We start from the raw sequence: 16,771 nt of genomic DNA on the forward strand, positions 1-16,771 counted from the left end.
GCTGACAGCGTGACCCACTACTCCCCCACCGAGCTCGCCGCTCAGCTCAAGACCGGCCTGCTCTCCTTCCCCGTCACGCACTTCAACGCGGACCTCAGCTTCAACGAGACCGGCTACCGCGAGCACCTGGCCTGGCTGAGCCAGTACGACGTCGCGGGCCTGTTCGCCGCGGGCGGCACCGGCGAGGGGTTCTCACTCACCCCGACCGAGATCGACACCGTCGTCCGCGCGGCGGTCTCCGAGGTCAACGGCAAGGTCCCGGTCCTCGCGCCGGCCACCGGCGGTACCGCGACCGCGATCGCCCAGGCACAAGCGGCCGAGGCCGCCGGTGCGGACGGTGTGCTGCTGCTTCCGCCGTACCTGACCGAAGCGGGTCAGCGTGGTTTGATCGAGCACGTGTCCGCTGTCTGCCGCAGTACGTCGCTCGGCATCACTGTCTACAGCCGGGCCAACGCGATCCTGACCGACTTCTCGGTCGCCGAGCTCGCGGACCGCAACGAGAACCTGGTCTGCCTCAAGGACGGCGTCGGGAACATCGAGATGATGACCCGCACCTACGCCCGGGTCGGCGACCGGCTCACGTACATCGGCGGCCTGCCGACCGCGGAGACCTTCGCACTGCCGCTGCTGCAACTCGGCGTCAGCACCTACTCGTCGGCGATCTTCAACTTCGTGCCCGAGTTCGCCCTCGGCTTCTACGCCGACGTCCTGGCCCAGGACCGCGACACCGTCTACCGCAAGCTGAACGACTTCGTCCTCCCCTACCTGGACATCCGGGACCGGACCAAGGGGTACGCCGTCTCGATCGTCAAGGCCGGCGTGACCGCGATCGGCCGCTCCGCAGGCCCCGTCCGCCCACCCCTCCAGGACCTGACCGACGAAGAACTCGCCCAACTCACCGACCTGATCGGCAAGATCCGGTGACACCTACGATTGCGTCGGTCGAGGTTGTGCCTGTTGCTGGGTACGACAGCATGCTGCTCAATCTGAGTGGCGCGCACGGGCCGTTCTTCACCCGCAACGTGGTCATTCTGACCGACAGCTCCGGCAACACCGGGCTGGGCGAGGTGCCGGGTGGCGGGAAGATCGCCTCGACGATCTCCGAGGCGGCGGAGTTCCTGGTGGGCAAGGAGATCTCGCGCTATCGCCAACTGCTGCGGACGGTCGGTCAGGCGTTCGCCGATCGCGACGCCGGTGGTCGTGGTCTGCAGACCTTTGACCTGCGGACGACGGTCCACGCGGTGACCGGGATCGAGTCGGCGCTCCTCGACCTGTTCGGCCAGCACCTCGGCGTACCGGTAGCTGAGCTCTTGGGCGACGGGCAGCAACGGGAGAGCGTGCCGGTGCTCGGCTACCTCTTCTATGTGGGTGATTCCGCGCGCACGGATCTGCCCTACCTGACGGGTGATGGGTTCGGCGATCGCTGGTCTGCGTTGCGGCGGCAGCCGGCGCTCACACCGGACGCGATCGTGGCGTTGGCCGAGGCGGCCCAGGAGCGGTACGGCTTCGCCGACTTCAAGCTCAAGGGTGGAGTGTTCGCCGGCGCGGAGGAGATCGAGGCGGTGACCGCGCTCGCGCAGCGGTTCCCGTCGGCGCGGATCACGGTCGATCCCAACGGCGCCTGGCCGGTCCGCGAGGCGATCGCGTTGTGCTCGGGGCTGGACGACGTACTCGCGTATGTCGAGGACCCCTGTGGCGCCGAGCCGGGGTTCTCCGGTCGGGAGACGATGGCGGAGTTCCGGCGAGCGACGGGTCTGCGTACGGCGACCAACATGATCGCGACCGATTGGCGCGAACTGGCGCATGCGATCCGGGCCGGCGCGGTGGACATCCCGCTGGCCGATCCGCACTTCTGGACGATGGCCGGGTCGGTGCGGGTGGCGCAGTTGTGCAACGACTTCGGGCTGACCTGGGGTTCGCACTCGAACAACCACTTCGACATCTCGCTGGCGATGTTCACCCAGGTGGGTGCGGCCGCGCCGGGCGACATCACCGCGCTGGACACGCACTGGATCTGGCAGGACGGTCAGGCGTTGACCAAGGAGCCACTGCAGATCGTCGGCGGCGCGATCGCCGTACCGACGCGTCCCGGGCTCGGTGTCGACCTGGATCGGGACGCACTGGCCGCCGCGCACGAGCTCTACCAGGAGCACGGGCTCGGGGCGCGGGACGATGCGGTGGCGATGCAGTACCTGATCAAGGACTGGTCCTTCGACCCGAAGCGGCCCTGTCTGGTGCGCTGATGTTCACCTCGTGTTGCCCGAGGTAGGTTTCGATCGGTTGCAGTCGTCCAGACCTCGTCGGAGGAATGTCATGCGCTGGCAGAAGCCGCTCGCCGCTGCTGTTGTCCTGACCGCTCTCACCACCACGCTCACCGCCTCGGCAACACCGGCGGGACACCCAGGCGGCGGTGGTGACTGCTCGCGGGACGCCCGCTTCCTCGGGTTCAGCGACGCGCTGGACAAGACGACGTTCGACGGTCAGCCGGTAGCCGGGCTGTCCGCGCTGAACGTGACCGGGCGGAACAGCGCGGTGGCCCTGGTGGACAACGTCGCGACCACGCCGGCGCGCGTCTTCAACCTGAAGATCAGCAGCAAGCCGACGGTCAGTGTGGACGGGATGACGATCCTGCGGCGGCCGGACGGTACGCCGTACACGGGTGCCGACTTCGACGGTGAGGGCCTGGTCGTCGAGCGCGGTGAGCGGACGATTCTCGCGACGTCCGAGCGGGAGCCGTCGATCCGCCGGTTCCGGTTGTCGGACGGGCTGCAGATCGGCTCGCTGCCGGTGCCCGCGCGCTTCCAGGTCGCGCCGGCCGGTGAGGCGACGACCAACGCGACCTTCGAGTCGCTCGCGGCCAGCAAGGACGGGCTTTCGCTGTACGCCGGGATGGAAGGGCCGCTCGCGCCGGACGGCACGGACGCCGACGGGCAGTCGCGGAACCGCATCATCCGGTACGCCGGCCGGCCGGGCCACGACTACCAGCCGGTCGCGCAGTACGCGTACAAGACCGACCCGGGCCTGTCGCTGGTCGAGCTGGCCGTGGTGGATCGGGACGAACTGGTGTCGATGGAGCGCACATTCGTACCGGGGGTGGGCAACACGATCCGGGTGTTCACGGTGTCGCTACGTCGCGCCGCCGACGTGACCGCGCGGGCCTCGCTGGCGGATGCGCCGGAGAACGTGTTCCTGCAGAAGAAGCTGCTGTTCGACCTGGTCAGCTGCCCGCCGTCGGGTGCCGTCGCCAAGCAACCGCAGCCGAACCCGCTGCTGGACAACGTGGAAGCCCTCGCCCTCGGCGGCTACCTGCCCGGCGGCCGGCGCCAGCTCTACCTGCTGTCGGACGACAACAACGGCGCCACCCAGATCACCCGCTTCTACTCCCTGGCCGTCGACCTGCACTGAGGCTGCACTGACGCTGCGCTGCACGCTGACATGGCGTGATCACAACCCGCGCGTCACAATGTGTGAATGCGCGTGATCGTGGTGGGTGCGGGCGTGATCGGGCTGAGCTGTGCCGTCCGGCTGGCCGAGGGCGGGTACGACGTGGCCGTGTTCGGCCGCGATCTGCCGTTGGAGACGACGTCGGCGGTGGCGGCCGCGATCTGGTACCCGTACCTGTCCAGGCCCGAGGACCGCGTCGCGGCCTGGTCCAGGACGTCGTACGACGAGTTCGCCAAGCTGGCCGAGATCGAGCCGTCGGTGCGGATGCGGCACGGGCGCGAGTTCCTGGTGCACCGGACGCCGGATCCGCGCTGGGCCGACGTACTGCCTGATCTGACCAGGGTCGCGTCGCCGCCGACCGGGTTCGAGGACGGCTGGTCGTTCACCGCACCGGTGATAGAGATGCCGGTCTATCTGCAGTCGCTGGTCAAGCGCCTCGAGCAGGCCGGCGGCACGCTGACCCGAGCGGCCCTGTCGGCGCTGCCCACCACCGCCGATGTGGTGGTCAACTGCACCGGCCTCGGCGCCCGGCTGACCGCCTCCGACCCGACCGTCACCCCGGTCCGCGGTCAGGTGATGACGGTCGAGCAGTGCGGGCTGACCGACTGGCTGATCGCCGACCGCGGACCGAACGACCTCACCTACGTCATCCCGCGCGAGAAGGACATCGTGGTCGGCGGCACCAGCGAGCCCGGCAACTGGAACCTCGCCGTCGACCAGACGACCGCGGGCCAGATCCTCACTCGCGCCGCCGAACTGGTCCCCCCGCTCCGTAAGGCCAAGGTCCTCCGCCACCGCGTCGGCCTCCGCCCCGCCCGCCCGACGATCCGCTGCGAGCTCGTCCGCACCACCTCCGGCGAGCCGGTGATCCACTGCTACGGCCACGGCGGCTCCGGCGTGACGCTGTCCTGGGGCTGCGCCAATGAGGTCTTTGAGCTGATCCATGGCATCTGACCGGCCGATCATCCTCGACGGCGGCATGTCCAACGCGCTGGAGGATCGGGGCCACGACCTGTCCGACGCGCTGTGGTCGGCGCGACTGCTGCGCGACGCACCGGCGGAGATCGCCGCGGTCCATCGCGCGTACTACGAAGCAGGCGCGACGGTGGCCACAACAGCCAGCTATCAGGCGAGTGTGGGCGGGTTCGAGCGCTACGGGGTGGGGCGGGACGAGGCCGAACGCTTGATCACCAGCAGCGTCCGGATCGCGCGCGAGGTCCGTGACTCGCTGACGGACGGACGGCGATTGGTGGCAGCCTCGGTTGGACCGTACGGCGCTGTGCTCGCGGACGGCTCGGAGTATCGCGGCCGGTACGGCGTGAGCGCGACAGCCCTCCGCGATTTCCACGGACCTCGGCTGGAGTTGTTGATCAGCGCCGGGCCGGACCTCCTCGCGGTCGAGACCATCCCGGACGCCGACGAAGCCGCAGTCCTGGTTGAGTTGCTGGCGGAGCTCGACTTCCCTGCCTGGTTCTCCTACTCCATCTCGGGATCCCACACCCGAGCCGGTCAGCCGCTGGCGGATGCCTTCGGAGTGGTCGCCGCTGACCAGGTGATTGCTGTAGGCATCAACTGCTGCGCGCCGGACGACGTACAGGCTGCGGTCGAGACGGCCGTGGCGGTGACCGGCAAGCCGGCCGTCGCCTATCCCAACAGTGGTGAGACCTGGGATGCGGGTGGACGTCGCTGGACCGGAGATGCTTCGGACAGCGCGAGCCTGGCATCCGGCTGGCTCGACGCCGGAGCGACGTACATCGGCGGCTGCTGCCGGGTCGGTCCGGAGGACATCCGCTCCCTCGCTCAGACGCTAGACGCCTAGGACCTGGCACAACAGATCAAGCGCCCCTGGGTACGCGTGGTCGGGTGGGGTGCCGTAGCCGACGATGACTGCTTGGCGGGTGCCCGGGGTCGGGTTGAAGTGGTAGTTGCTGAGGGTGTTGAGGCCCAGGCCTTGCCGGGCGGCTCGGGCGACGATGTCTTCGGCGTCGCCGGGGACGTCGAGGAGGACGTGCAGGCCGGCGGAGATGCCGGCGACCTTGACCTCGGGGGCGCGGACGGCGAGGAGCTCGACCAGGCGGTCGCGGCGTCGGCGGTAGTGCAGGCGGGATCGCCGTACCTGCCGGTCATAGTGGCCTGAGGCAATGAATTCCGCGAGGGTCAACTGGTCCAGCGTGGCCGTCTGGTAGTCCGCGGTCCGCTTGGCCGCGATCACCGGCTCGATCAGCCACTGCGGCAACACCATCCAGGCCAGGCGCAATCCCGGCGCGAGGCTCTTGCTCGCCGTTCCCGCGTACACGACCCGCTCAGGATCCAGCGCCTGCAGGGCACCCACCGCCTGCCGGTCGTACCGGAACTCACCGTCGTAGTCGTCCTCGATCAGCACCGCCCCCGTTTCCCGGGCCCACTCGACAGCCGCCGTACGACGCTCAGGCGCAAGCGGAACGCCCGTCGGCATCTGGTGCGCCGGCGTGAGCAACGCACCCTGACCCGACAAGCCGGAGACCTGCACACCCAACTCGTCGACCGGCACCGACACGGGTTCGAGACCGCGGGACCGGACCACGTCCAGATGCAGCGCGTACCCAAACTCCTCCACCGAAACGGTCGTGCCGCCCCGCGACTTGAGCACCTCGCTGAGCAGACTCAACGCCTGCACATACCCCGAACAGATCAGGATCCGCTCCGGATCGGCGCGGACGCCGCGCGCCCGGGCGAGGTAGTCGGCAAGCATCCGGCGCAACTCGATCCGGCCGCGCGGATCGCCGTACCCGAACGCTTCATTGGGTGCCGACGGCAACGCCTTCCGCGCCGCGGCCAGCCACTCACTCCGCGGGAACGTGGACAGATCGGGCGCACCCGGCATCAGGTTGTACCGGAAGCTCTTTGCCTCGGACAACGAGGACGACAGCGGCGGTACGGCGTCCGGCGGCGTACTGGCGCGGTTGGCCACGACCGTGCCGGATCCCTGGCGCGCGGTCAACCAGCCCTCGGCGACCAACTGCCCGTAGGCGTCGGCGACCGTGTTCCGGGCGATGCCGAGATCGCGCGCGAGTGACCGCGACGACGGCAGCCGCGTCCCGGCCGGCAACCGCCCGCTCCGGATCGAGTCGTGCAGCGCCTGAACCAGGTCGTTCCGCCCCCGCGTCGCCGCCAGATCCAGATGCAGATCCGCCCCCGTCACAGTGGCCCCTGAATCCTCCATAGAAGTCGACCTTATCCCCCGCGGCGGCATGACTCTGGACCTGCCGCGAGAGGCAGCAGGTCCAGGGTCTGGAGTGCGTTACCAGCGGTGGGCGACATCCACCACGATGCGGCTGGTGGAGCCTTGGCCTCCGAGGGTGAAGACGCGGAACGGAAGGCGGGCACGGACGCCGACTCCGATCGCGGTCTCGCCTTCGAAACTGCCGGTGTCCACGACCTGCCGGAAGGTCCGGTAGCCGCTGACGTTCGTCAGTTCGTTGCGGTTCGCCGGGTTGTACGTGCTGCGGTAGTCGTCGTCGTACGACGGCACCGAGAGGATGATCTCCAGCTTGGCACCTCCACGCAGCGGCACGAGGTTGCCCTGTCCCACGGTGTAGACGTTCGGCACGTAGTGCACGCGGAACCAGGACGGCTTGCCCTTGACGTCGAACACGATGCGGTCGAAACAGGCGTGCCGACCGGTCCGGACGTCGGTCAGCTGACCGGCTCCCGCGAACTTGCTTGCCTCAGGCAATGAACCCCACCCGGTGGGGCACTTGCTGGTGGCAACAGCGGCGGCGGTTGTGGCGGTTGACGAGCCGGCCAGCGCCGGCACAGCGACCGCTCCCGCCGGGACTACGGCGACGGCCAGGATGGCCACTGCGGTGCGGATCGGTCGGTGAAACGGCTGATGGATGGCGCGAAACAACTTCAAGATGTCCCCCCTTTGAGACACCTGTTAGATGCGGCCAAGGGACCCGAAGTTGACCTGATGCCGCGGTGATTTCAGGTGCCCGCACCAGCACGCACTGCGATCAGGCCGGGTGACTACTTGACCTCGGTTCTCATCACCAGGCGAAGCCCGATGAGCAGCGGGATGACGAGCCAGACGATCCCGGTGACGGCGATGTTGGCCCACTGTTCGGCGGTCAGGGACTTGTCGAAGACGAACAGGCCGGCCTGGGCGAACTGGATGTCGATCCACGGCTGCAGGTCGTGGAACCACTGCTGACTCGTGGCCAGCAGGCTGAAGATCGTCGGCAGCAGGAAGGTGTACGCGAAGTACGCCACGATGGCCCCGATGGAGGCGCGGATGAGGACGCCGAGCATGAAGCCGATCAGCAGGCTGAGGATCATCCCGAGGACGTAGTACAGGCACTGGGTGATTGTCACGTCCCACACCAGGGTGGTGCCGGTGACGGCGGCGCTCAGGAGGTTGCCGATGGCACCGACCGCGAACGTCAGCACCATCGCCGCGATCGCGATGACGACCGACGAGATCGCCTTGGCGGTGATGATCCGGCTCCGGTGCGGGACCAGGGTGAACGTGGTGAGGCCCGTGCGTTGGCTACATTCGCTGGTGACGGCCAGGATCGCGATCAACGGCAGGATGATCACCACCGGGAAGCGGATCGCGGTCGCGAAGGTGGAGTAGGTGAGCTGGTCGTCCGGGGCGAACAGGATGACGCCGGCGGCGGCCAGTACGGCGGAGATGGCGATGCTGGCGATCAGCCAGAAACCGGAGCGGGTGTCGAACATCTTGCGGAGCTCGACGGCAGTGATCCGGGACAGGGGGATCGGGTGTGGGGCGACTCGGTCGGTGCGCACGGTTCCTGCTGCGATGGCGCTCATGCCGGTGCTCCTTCTCGCTGGGTGGCCGAGGTGAGTTCGAGGAACATCTCCTCCAGGCCGGCGCCTTCGGCAGCGCGCAGTTCGGTCAGGGCGACACCGGCTTCGAGCGCCACCGTCCCGACGAGTGCGGCGTCCGCGTCGGTCCGCAGAGCGCCGTCGCCGGACGGGCTCGTGGCCAGTCCCCAGTCGGTCAGCGCCTGCTCGAGGTGGGCCATGTCAGCAGCGCGTACGACGGTGCCGGCCGCGTGCAGCAGTTCGGTCTTGGTGCCCTGGGAGACGATCCGGCCGTGACCGATCATGACGATGTCGTCGGCGATGACCTCGATCTCATGGAGCAGGTGCGAGGAAAGCAGGACGGTTCCGCCGCGGTCGGCGTACCCGCGCAGCAGGTCACGCATCCAGCGGATGCCGGCCGGGTCCAACCCGTTGGCCGGCTCGTCGAGGATCAGTACATCCGGGTCACCGATCAGAGCGGTCGCGATGCCGAGCCGTTGACGCATACCGAGGGAGTACTCACCCACCCGCCGGGAGGCTTCGTCCGGCGTCAGGCTGACCACCTCCAGCATCTCCTCGACGCGGCCGCGCGGCAGACCCATGTACCGCTGGGCGAGCGTCAGGATCTCGCGGCCGGTGCGGCCGGCATGCTGAGCGGACGCATCGAGGAGGACCCCCACTTCGAGTCCCGGGTTCGGCAGGTCCGCGAACCTGTGGCCGGAGATGGTGACGGTCCCGGAGGTGGCGCGGGTGAGTCCGACCATGATCCGCATCGTGGTCGACTTGCCGGCCCCGTTCGGGCCGAGGAAGCCGGTCACCCGCCCCGCGTCGGCGGTGAAGCTGACGTCGTCGACGGCCAGCGTGCTGCCGTATTTCTTGGTGAGTCCTTCGATGGTGATCATGAACAGGTTCCCCCCTGTTGAAGTGCAGGCGCTGGTCAGATGGTGATGGCGATCTTTCCGCGCACCTTCCCGGCGTCGAGCTGGCGCATGGCGTCCGGGACCTGGTCGAGCGGGTAGGTCCTGTCGATGCTCGGCGTCACCTTGCCGGCCTCGATCAAGTCGGTGAGGCGCTCGAGATTGCTGCCGCTCTCCTTGTTGACGAACATGGTCAGCCGCTGGCGGACGAACAGCGACACGATCATGAAGCCCAGTTGCCGGTTCATCCCGCCGGTCAGACTGCCGCCCTCCTCACCGCCGGTGACGACGGCCGTGCCATGGGCCGTGAGCGCACGCCGCAGCCGGGACAGCGACGGGTTGCCGGCGATGTCGATGATCACGTCGTAGCGGTTCGGGGTCGCGGCGAAGTCCTCGCGGGTGTAGTCGATGACGTGGTCCGCGCCGAGTGCCCGGACCAGATCGAGTTTGGAGGTGCTGGCCATGCCGGTGACCTCGGCCCCGAGCGCTTTGGCCAGTTGTACGGCGTAGCTGCCGACGCCACCCGAGGCACCGGAGATCAGCACGTGCTGGCCAGGCTGCACCCGGCCGATGGTGACAGCCTCCTGGGCGGTGAGCGCGGATATCGGGACCACCGCGGCCTGTTCGAAGGAGAGGTCGGCCGGCTTCCGGGCGAGCTTGCTCTCGCGGGCCACGGCGTACTCGGCGAACGAGCCGGGCGCGACGCCGTACACCTCGTCACCCACGGCGAACTTGGTCACTGCCGGGCCGATGGCCTCGACCGTGCCGGCGACGTCGCGTCCCAGCACAGGGTTGCGCGGTCCGCGGAGACCCATGGCCAGGCGGAGGAGGTACGGCTTGCCCGTCATCAGGTGCCAGGTGCCGCGGTCGAGGCCCGCGGCGTGCACGCGGACGAGGATCTCGTTGCCGCTGATCTCGGGCCGGGCGACCTGCCCGTGGCGCAGGACGTCGGCCGAGCCGTACTTGTCCTGCACGATCGCCCGCATGGTGGTCGTGGTGGCGCTGGCCATGGCGTTCCTCTGGTGTGGTTGAGGGGCGGAGCTGACTCGGTGCCCCCGCCGTGGACGACCGTGCACCGATGGTATTCGTACTTAGTACGGGCAACGTATCGTACTTTGTACGAAACTGCTATGGTCCGGGCATGAAAAGATCTGAACCCGACAAGACCCAGGAGCGCACCCGGCTCAGCCGGGACCGGGTGCTGAGCGCCGCGGTCGCGGTGGCCGACGCGGGTGGGCTCGGGTCGCTGACGATCCGCTCGCTCGCCCAGGAGCTCGGCGTCAAACCGATGTCGGTGTACTACCACGTCGCCAACAAGGACGAGATCCTCGACGGCATCGTCGACTTCGTCTTCAGCCAGATCGAGCTGCCGTCCACCAGCGGCGACTGGCGGGCGGAGATCCAGCGACGAGCGGTGTCGGCCCGCAGTGTGCTGCGGCGGCACAGCTGGGCGATCGCGCTGATGGAGTCGCGGACGACCCCGGGGCCGGCGACGCTCCGCCATCATGACGCGGTCATCGCAACGCTGCGGGCGGCGGGTTTCTCGAGGGCGATGACCGCTCACGCCTACGCCCTGCTGGACGCTTACGTGTACGGGTTCGCCGTACAGGAGGCATCCCTGCCGTTCGAAGGTCCGGAAACCGTCGGCAGCGTCGCCGAGCCGATCATGGAGCACTTCGCCGCCGGCGACTATCCCCACCTGGTGGAGATGGCGACCGAGTACTACCTCAAGCCGGGTTACGACTTCGGCGACGAGTTCTCCTTCGGCCTCAACCTCATCCTCGACGGTCTCGCCCCCTCAGCACGGTGAGCCGACGCCGGTCGCGGGCACCGGCACGGACGACTTCAACTGGCGGATCCGGTCCATCATTGCCTTCGTACTCGCGTCCTGGTCCAGCTCGGCGTACACCGGCTGCATGGCGCGGTCGAGGGCCTGAAGGTCGGCGGCGGTCGCCTTGACGATCTTGCCGCCGCGATTGCAGTAGGCGGCCGCATTGGCGGCTTCGGTGATTCGGTGCGCGAGAACCCACTCACGGGTCGCCGCGGCGGCCTTCTGCAGGATCTCGCGGTTCTCCGCCGACAACCCGGCGAGCATGCCGGAGTTGGCCACCAGTGTGTTCACCTTCGTGCTGAAGGTGACGTTCGCGGCCGCGATACCGGGGACCGGCAGGGCGTCGGACAAGACGAATCCGGTCTCGGCGCCGGCCAGTGTGCCGTCGCGGATGCCGGCGTCGAAAGCGTCGCCGTTCGCGTCGCTCGGCTTGCCACCGAGCGCGCGGATGGTCGCGTCGCCGAGGTCCGACTTCGCGGTGCGGATCCCTTGACCTTTGAAGGCGGTTGGCGTGAGCAGCGCGTGCTGGAAGCCGAACGGGTGGCGAAGACTCTCGGGCATCAGCGCGAGACCGGTGGCTCCGGCCTTGTCGAGACCGGCCATCAACTGATCCGACATGTCCTTGCTGGTGACGATCTTGTCGGCGAGCGCATCCGACGTCACCAGGAACGGGGCGTTCAAAGCGCGCAGAGTAGTCACGCCTTCGGTGTCCCAGGTGCGGCTGGGGATCATCGCCAGGTCGAGTTCCTTGTCCTTCAGCATCCGGGCGACCACCTGGTCCCATTGCTGGACGCCTTCGCCTGCTGCCTCCCAGACCGGGTAAACGAGGATCTTCCCGCCCGACAACGTTCTGACCTGTTCGACGAACTCCACGATCGCCAGGCCTCCCGGCCGCGAATCGTCGTCGGCGGTTCCGATCTTCAACGACACCGGGCCAGGGTTTTCGACCGTGTCAGGCTCCGGCGAGCTGCCGCTGCAGGCCGCTCCGGTGGCAATCAGCGCGAATCCCAGCGCCCATGCCAAATAACGCGATGGTGTTTTTCTCATGATTTCCCCCTAAACCACCGTCGCACTCCCCGGCTCCGCCCGCCACCTCTTAACGCCGAAACCTTCCAACGTCCGGACCGCCGCAACCGAAAGCAGCTCAGCTCTGGTGATCGCCGCGCAACAAGTGCACCGTCAAAGGAGTACGGCGTACTCGCTTTACGCGAGTAATTGCCCGGTGGCGCCGAGTGAGGGAGTGAGAAAAATGAGCGTTCGAATGCGCTGGATCAGCTCGGCGCTCGTCATTGCGACACTGACGGCAATTCCACTGGGCTGCAGTGCGAACGACGAGTCACCTACCGCGCCACCCTCATCGGCGCCGAGTTCAGCGAATTTCACCAGCCAGGAATTTTCGGTCCCGTTCACCGTCACGCTGCCCAATTCGCTCACCCCGCAGCCGAGCGAGGACACGAAGAACTTGATCAGTTGGGGCGCGCTCACCGGCCAGAACGGCGTCAGGTTTCTGCTTCCGGTCGTGGTCTACCCGGACAGCAAGACTCCGCAGCCGCCGCCTAAGGACTACCCGAGCTACCTGCGTGGGTTGGTGAGTGCCGGAGCGACCTACGTGGACCAGAGCACGACCACCGTCGCCGGTCAGCAGGCGACCCTGATGACCGGCACCACCACAAGCGCACTCGACGGCACACTGGGGTGCCCGGCTGCGACGACCCCGGTGGAGACCTGCTTCGGCCTGCAACCGGACCTCGCGCTCCGGATCGCCGTCGTCAATCTCAACGGCAGGACGCTGGTCGCCTGGGCGAGGACGCAGCAGGGCGACGCCGGCGCACCCGAGTTCTTCGCCGAATTCGAGGCCATGCTCCACACCCTGAAAGTGCCCTGACGGCATGGACTTGTCACCGTGCCGTAGGTGCACGACACGGTGACATCTCGGTGCGGCCCCGCGCGGTCAGGCGGATCTCACCTCGCGGTGGAGCAGCCGGACGAGGCCGAGGGCGAGCGGCAGGACTACCCAGATAGTGCCGGCGACCGCGATGTGCACCCAGTCGCTGCCCTGGAACGTCTGCTGCTCGAAGGCCGGCGCCATGGCGGTGTTCAGGTCGAGCCAGGGCGCAGCCTGCTCGAGTGCGCCCACCATCGAGAAGAGCACGCTCCACGCGATCGGGATCACGTAGTACAGCACGATGGCGGCGGCGGTGTTCATCAACAGCATGCCGAAGGCGAAGCCCTGCAGGATGCCGATCAGTTGTAAGGCGAAGAAGTCGCGGACGTTGGCGGCGCCGACGTTCCAGCTGCCGGCACCGTCCATGAACGCCATCCCGGCCACGTTGCTGAGGGCCGCGACGCCGAGTGCGACGACCACCGCGAGCATGCCGACCAGGGTCACGGCGACCAGCTTGGCGACGGCGATGCGGATCCGGCTCGGTTCGAGGGTGAAGGTGACCAGGCCGGTGCGCTGGCTCCACTCGGCGGTGACGGCGAGGATGCCGAGCACTGGCAGCAGGATGCTCTGCGGGGTCGCGGTCGCACCGACGAAGTTGATGAACGTCAGTTGGTCCGGATCGGCGACGAACAGGAACACGACGATGACAGCGACCGTGATGACGCCGATGGCGGTGAGCAGCCAGAAGCCGGCCCGGGTGTCGACGAGCTTGCGCAGTTCGACCCGCAGCAGACGGCTGAAGGGGACCGGCGTCACGCTCGGATCCGGTGATACTTCGAGGTCGAACGATGCGTGCTGGGTCGCGGTACTCATGCGGTGACCTTCTCTCGTGCGTCGTCGGCGGTGAGCTGCAGGAACATGTCCTCGAGTCCGGCGCCGTCCGCGCCGCGCAACTCGGTGACGACAACGCCGTGCTTCGCGGTGGCCGTGGCGATCTGCTCGCGGGTGGCCTCCACGACGTACGCGCCGTCCGGGATGGTCTGGTAGGTGTAGCCCGCGACGTCGAGGCAGTGGCCCAACGCGTCCGGGTCCGGGCCGCGGACCAGCGTGCCTGCGGCGTTCAACAGTTCCGCTTTGCTGCCGTCGGCAACGATCACACCGCGGCCGATCACGACCAGGTGGTCGGCGATGACCTCGATCTCGTGCAGGAGATGTGAGGACAGCAGGACCGTTCCGCCCCGGTCGGCGAAGCTCTTGAGCAGCCCGCGCATCCAGTGGATGCCGGCCGGGTCGAGTCCGTTGGCGGGCTCGTCGAGGATCAGCACCTGCGGGTCGCCGAGCAGGGCGTGCGCGATGCCGAGCCGTTGCCGCATGCCGAGGGAGTAGTTGCCGACCCGACGGTCGCCCTCGTCGCCGGACAGGCCGACGATCTCGAGCATCTCGTCCACCCGCTGACGGCGAAGGCCCATCACGGTGGCGCCGAGGCGAAGGATCTCGCGCCCGGTCCGCCCGTTGTGCTGCGCTGAGGCGTCGAGGAGGACCCCGACGTGCCGGCCCGGGTTCGGGAGCTTGGCGTACGGGACGCCGAGGATGGTGCTGCGACCCGCTGTTGGCGGGGTCAGGCCGGTCATCATGCGCATCGTGGTCGACTTGCCTGCGCCGTTGGGACCGAGGAAGCCGGTGACGGATCCGGGCTGCGCCCGGAAGGACACGCGGTCGACGGACTGGTGTGCGCCATAGCGCTTGCTGAGTTCTTCGACTGTGATCATGAGGTCGAGCCTGGGCCCGGGCGCCGGTCCGGCACATCGGGCCGCGGTGCCAGGTCCGGCAACCGCGGGATAGACCTGGATAGCCCGCAGTAGGGGGTCGGCTGGTCCGCGGTCCCTGCCTCGAAATCACGTGCCTCCCGTACCGTGGGCAAGGTGGACGCCATCCAAGCCGCTCCACCACCTCCGCTGAGCCGCTGGCAGTCGACGTGGCGCTACCTCTTCGCCATCATCACCGGAGCCGGCTTCTGGACCGCGACCTTCTACAACGCCTACAGCTGGAACCTCCAGCCGTACTTGGTCCTTGATCTCCTCCTCGGCGCCGTCAGCGTCGTGCTGATGCGCTGGAGACGGCGCTATCCGCTGGCCATCGCCCTGCTTGTCAGCGCCATCGGGGGCGTTTCCTCCGCCGCATCGGGGGCCGTGATCGTCACCGCCGTGTCCCTGGCAACCCGACGGAAGTGGCGCGAGATCGTGCCGCTGGCGGTCATGGGTGTCGTCGCTTCTGTCGTCTACTTCGAGACCCAGCCCGGTCAGGCCGCGTTGGCGGTCTCTGTGCTGTTCACGGTGGTCTTCGTGAGCGCGATCATCGCCATCGGCATGTACATCGGCGCGCGCCGCGACCTCCTGGCCACGCTGCGGGAACGCGCCGACCGCGCAGAACGCGAGCAGGGCCTCCGGGTCCAGCAGGCGCAGGTGACCGAGCGGGCCCGGATCGCCCGCGAGATGCACGACGCGCTGGCACACCGACTGTCGCTGGTCGCGTTGCACGCCGGTGCACTGGAGTACTGCCGGGGGCTGAGCGACGCCGAGGTGGCCAATGCGGCCGCTATCACCCGGCAGAGCGCCCACAGCGCTCTCGATGACCTGCACCAGATCCTCGGCGTACTGCGCACCCTCGAAACCGACGCACCACCGGAGCGCCCGCAACCGACGCTCGTCGACCTTCCGTCGCTGGTCCAGGAGGCCGTCAGAGCGGGCACGAGGGTCCAACTGCACAACCAGATCGACAACCTGTCGGGCGCGCCCGACGCGATCGGGCGCAGCGCCTACCGGATGATCCAGGAGAGCTTGACGAATGCGCGCAAACACGCGCCGAACACCGCGGTCGACGTCACCCTCAGCGGTCGACCGGGCGGCCAACTGGTGCTCGAAGTGCGGAACCCGCTGCGGGTCGGCTCCGGAACGAGTGCGACACCCGGCTCGGGCCTCGGACTGCTCGGGTTGACCGAGCGAGCCGAGCTGATCGGTGGCCGCCTCGAGCACACGACGTCCGGCGGAGACTTCGTGGTCCGCGCCTGGTTGCCGTGGCCGGCATGAACGAGCCTGCCGGTGGCCCCGTCCGGGTCGTGATCATCGACGATGACGCGTTGGTGCGGGCCGCCCTCGCGATGATCCTGCGGGACGACGCCGCGATCGAGCTGGCCGGCGAAGCAACTGACGGCGAGTCCGGGCTCGAACTCATCGCGCGGGTCGCGCCCGACGTCGTACTCATGGACATCCGGATGCCACGAGTGGACGGCCTCGAGGCCCTCGCCCGGCTGATGGATCAACCGTCACCGCCCAAGGTGATCGTGCTGACGACGTTCGACGCCGACGACTACGTGGTCCGGGCGCTGCGCGGTGGAGCCAGTGGGTTCCTGCTCAAACACACCCCACCCGCGCAGATCGTCGAGGCGGTGCACAAGGTGGCCGCAGGCAACCACATGCTCTCCCCCAGCGTGACCGCCCAGCTGATCGCCCAACTGGGTGACGACGAGCCGGAAACCCAGCAAGTCATCGATGCGCGGTCGTTGGCCGAGGCCTTGACCGTCCGCGAACGCGAGGTGGCGATCGCGGTCGGCGAAGGCAAGGTCAACGCGCAGATCGCCGCGGAGCTCTACTTGAGCATGGCCACCGTCAAGGCGCACGTCTCGCGCATCATGGTGAAGCTGGAAGCCACCAACCGCGTGCAGATAGCGAACCGCGTCCACGACGCGGGCCTGCTCTGATCCGAGCCGTGGTGACCAGCCTGGTCGCCGCCGCGCAAGGGCTTTCTGGTCCAGACAGGCGTAGAGTGGGGGGTAGTTCCGGAATCGACGACATCCCAGCTGAGGTGCACGCCACACCGGCCCTCTCGCAG

The 16,771-nt window shown here is 68.2% G+C and carries 17 protein-coding genes; 9 read left to right on the top strand and 8 right to left on the bottom strand.

The window, feature by feature from the left end:
* Positions 1 to 9 precede the first annotated feature (9 nt).
* From kdgD to mmuM, 5 genes are all read left to right on the top strand, one after another.
* Positions 10 to 924, top strand: coding sequence for a 5-dehydro-4-deoxyglucarate dehydratase (kdgD, locus tag EV652_RS34900; protein ID WP_132213574.1), 915 nt, complete (start codon positions 10 to 12; stop codon positions 922 to 924).
* Positions 921 to 2,243: an enolase C-terminal domain-like protein gene (locus tag EV652_RS34905; RefSeq protein WP_242002184.1), complete on the top strand. Its 1,323-nt coding sequence runs from the start codon at positions 921 to 923 to the stop codon at positions 2,241 to 2,243. The genes kdgD and EV652_RS34905 overlap by 4 nt, the downstream gene beginning before the upstream one ends.
* A 70-nt stretch (positions 2,244 to 2,313) precedes the next feature.
* The gene (locus EV652_RS34910) at positions 2,314 to 3,405 is read left to right on the top strand and encodes an esterase-like activity of phytase family protein (protein WP_132213575.1); all 1,092 of its coding nucleotides are present in this window, start codon (positions 2,314 to 2,316) and stop codon (positions 3,403 to 3,405) included.
* Positions 3,406 to 3,471: 66 nt separating this feature from the next.
* Positions 3,472 to 4,398, top strand: a complete 927-nt coding sequence (locus EV652_RS34915; protein ID WP_132213576.1) for an FAD-dependent oxidoreductase — start codon at positions 3,472 to 3,474, stop codon at positions 4,396 to 4,398.
* Positions 4,388 to 5,263: a homocysteine S-methyltransferase gene (gene mmuM / locus EV652_RS34920; RefSeq protein ID WP_132213577.1), complete on the top strand. Its 876-nt coding sequence runs from the start codon at positions 4,388 to 4,390 to the stop codon at positions 5,261 to 5,263. The genes EV652_RS34915 and mmuM overlap by 11 nt, the downstream gene beginning before the upstream one ends.
* On the opposite strand, the gene pdxR is transcribed toward mmuM, so the two are convergent.
* The 5 genes from pdxR to EV652_RS34945 all read right to left on the bottom strand — a co-directional run bounded on the left by pdxR (position 5,252) and on the right by EV652_RS34945 (position 10,177).
* Positions 5,252 to 6,646, bottom strand: a complete 1,395-nt coding sequence (gene pdxR, locus EV652_RS34925; RefSeq protein WP_132213578.1) for a MocR-like pyridoxine biosynthesis transcription factor PdxR — start codon at positions 6,644 to 6,646, stop codon at positions 5,252 to 5,254. The two genes, mmuM and pdxR, sit on opposite strands and share 12 nt — an antisense overlap.
* A gap of 78 nt (positions 6,647 to 6,724) precedes the next feature.
* Positions 6,725 to 7,339: an AMIN-like domain-containing (lipo)protein gene (locus tag EV652_RS34930; RefSeq protein ID WP_242002185.1), complete on the bottom strand. Its 615-nt coding sequence runs from the start codon at positions 7,337 to 7,339 to the stop codon at positions 6,725 to 6,727.
* Positions 7,340 to 7,452: 113 nt separating this feature from the next.
* Positions 7,453 to 8,256 (bottom strand): ABC transporter permease, encoded by an 804-nt coding sequence (locus EV652_RS34935; RefSeq protein ID WP_132213579.1) that lies wholly within the window; start codon positions 8,254 to 8,256, stop codon positions 7,453 to 7,455.
* A complete protein-coding gene (locus tag EV652_RS34940) occupies positions 8,253 to 9,152 on the bottom strand; it encodes an ABC transporter ATP-binding protein (protein WP_132213580.1) in 900 nt (299 codons plus the stop codon). Before EV652_RS34940 ends, EV652_RS34935 begins: the two co-directional genes overlap by 4 nt.
* Positions 9,153 to 9,187: 35 nt before the next feature.
* On the bottom strand, positions 9,188 to 10,177 hold the full coding sequence (locus EV652_RS34945; protein ID WP_242002186.1) for an NAD(P)-dependent alcohol dehydrogenase: 990 nt from the start codon (positions 10,175 to 10,177) through the stop codon (positions 9,188 to 9,190).
* 131 nt (positions 10,178 to 10,308) lie between these two features.
* On the opposite strand from EV652_RS34945, the gene EV652_RS34950 reads away from it, so the two are divergent.
* Positions 10,309 to 10,977: a TetR/AcrR family transcriptional regulator gene (locus tag EV652_RS34950; RefSeq protein WP_132213581.1), complete on the top strand. Its 669-nt coding sequence runs from the start codon at positions 10,309 to 10,311 to the stop codon at positions 10,975 to 10,977.
* Here the strand turns inward: EV652_RS34950 and EV652_RS34955 are convergent.
* Positions 10,966 to 11,928, bottom strand: a complete 963-nt coding sequence (locus tag EV652_RS34955) for a TRAP transporter substrate-binding protein (protein ID WP_158441400.1) — start codon at positions 11,926 to 11,928, stop codon at positions 10,966 to 10,968. The two genes, EV652_RS34950 and EV652_RS34955, sit on opposite strands and share 12 nt — an antisense overlap.
* 223 nt (positions 11,929 to 12,151) lie before the next feature.
* On the opposite strand from EV652_RS34955, the gene EV652_RS34960 reads away from it, so the two are divergent.
* Entirely contained in the window at positions 12,152 to 12,883 is a 732-nt protein-coding gene (locus tag EV652_RS34960; protein ID WP_132213583.1) for a hypothetical protein, read from the top strand.
* A gap of 66 nt (positions 12,884 to 12,949) precedes the next feature.
* Here EV652_RS34960 and EV652_RS44285 read toward each other — a convergent pair whose 3' ends face one another.
* A complete protein-coding gene (locus tag EV652_RS44285; RefSeq protein WP_158441402.1) occupies positions 12,950 to 13,756 on the bottom strand; it encodes an ABC transporter permease in 807 nt (268 codons plus the stop codon).
* Positions 13,753 to 14,652, bottom strand: a complete 900-nt coding sequence (locus tag EV652_RS34970; RefSeq protein ID WP_132213585.1) for an ABC transporter ATP-binding protein — start codon at positions 14,650 to 14,652, stop codon at positions 13,753 to 13,755. Before EV652_RS34970 ends, EV652_RS44285 begins: the two co-directional genes overlap by 4 nt.
* A gap of 153 nt (positions 14,653 to 14,805) precedes the next feature.
* Here EV652_RS34970 and EV652_RS34975 point away from each other — a divergent pair, with 153 nt between their 5' ends.
* Positions 14,806 to 15,969: a sensor histidine kinase gene (locus EV652_RS34975; RefSeq protein ID WP_132213586.1), complete on the top strand. Its 1,164-nt coding sequence runs from the start codon at positions 14,806 to 14,808 to the stop codon at positions 15,967 to 15,969.
* On the top strand, positions 15,966 to 16,640 hold the full coding sequence (locus EV652_RS34980; RefSeq protein ID WP_132213587.1) for a response regulator: 675 nt from the start codon (positions 15,966 to 15,968) through the stop codon (positions 16,638 to 16,640). The genes EV652_RS34975 and EV652_RS34980 overlap by 4 nt, the downstream gene beginning before the upstream one ends.
* The last annotated feature ends 131 nt before the right edge of the window (positions 16,641 to 16,771 follow it).

The organism is Kribbella steppae (genome assembly GCF_004342025.1).
Lineage (GTDB): Bacteria > Actinomycetota > Actinomycetes > Propionibacteriales > Kribbellaceae > Kribbella > Kribbella steppae.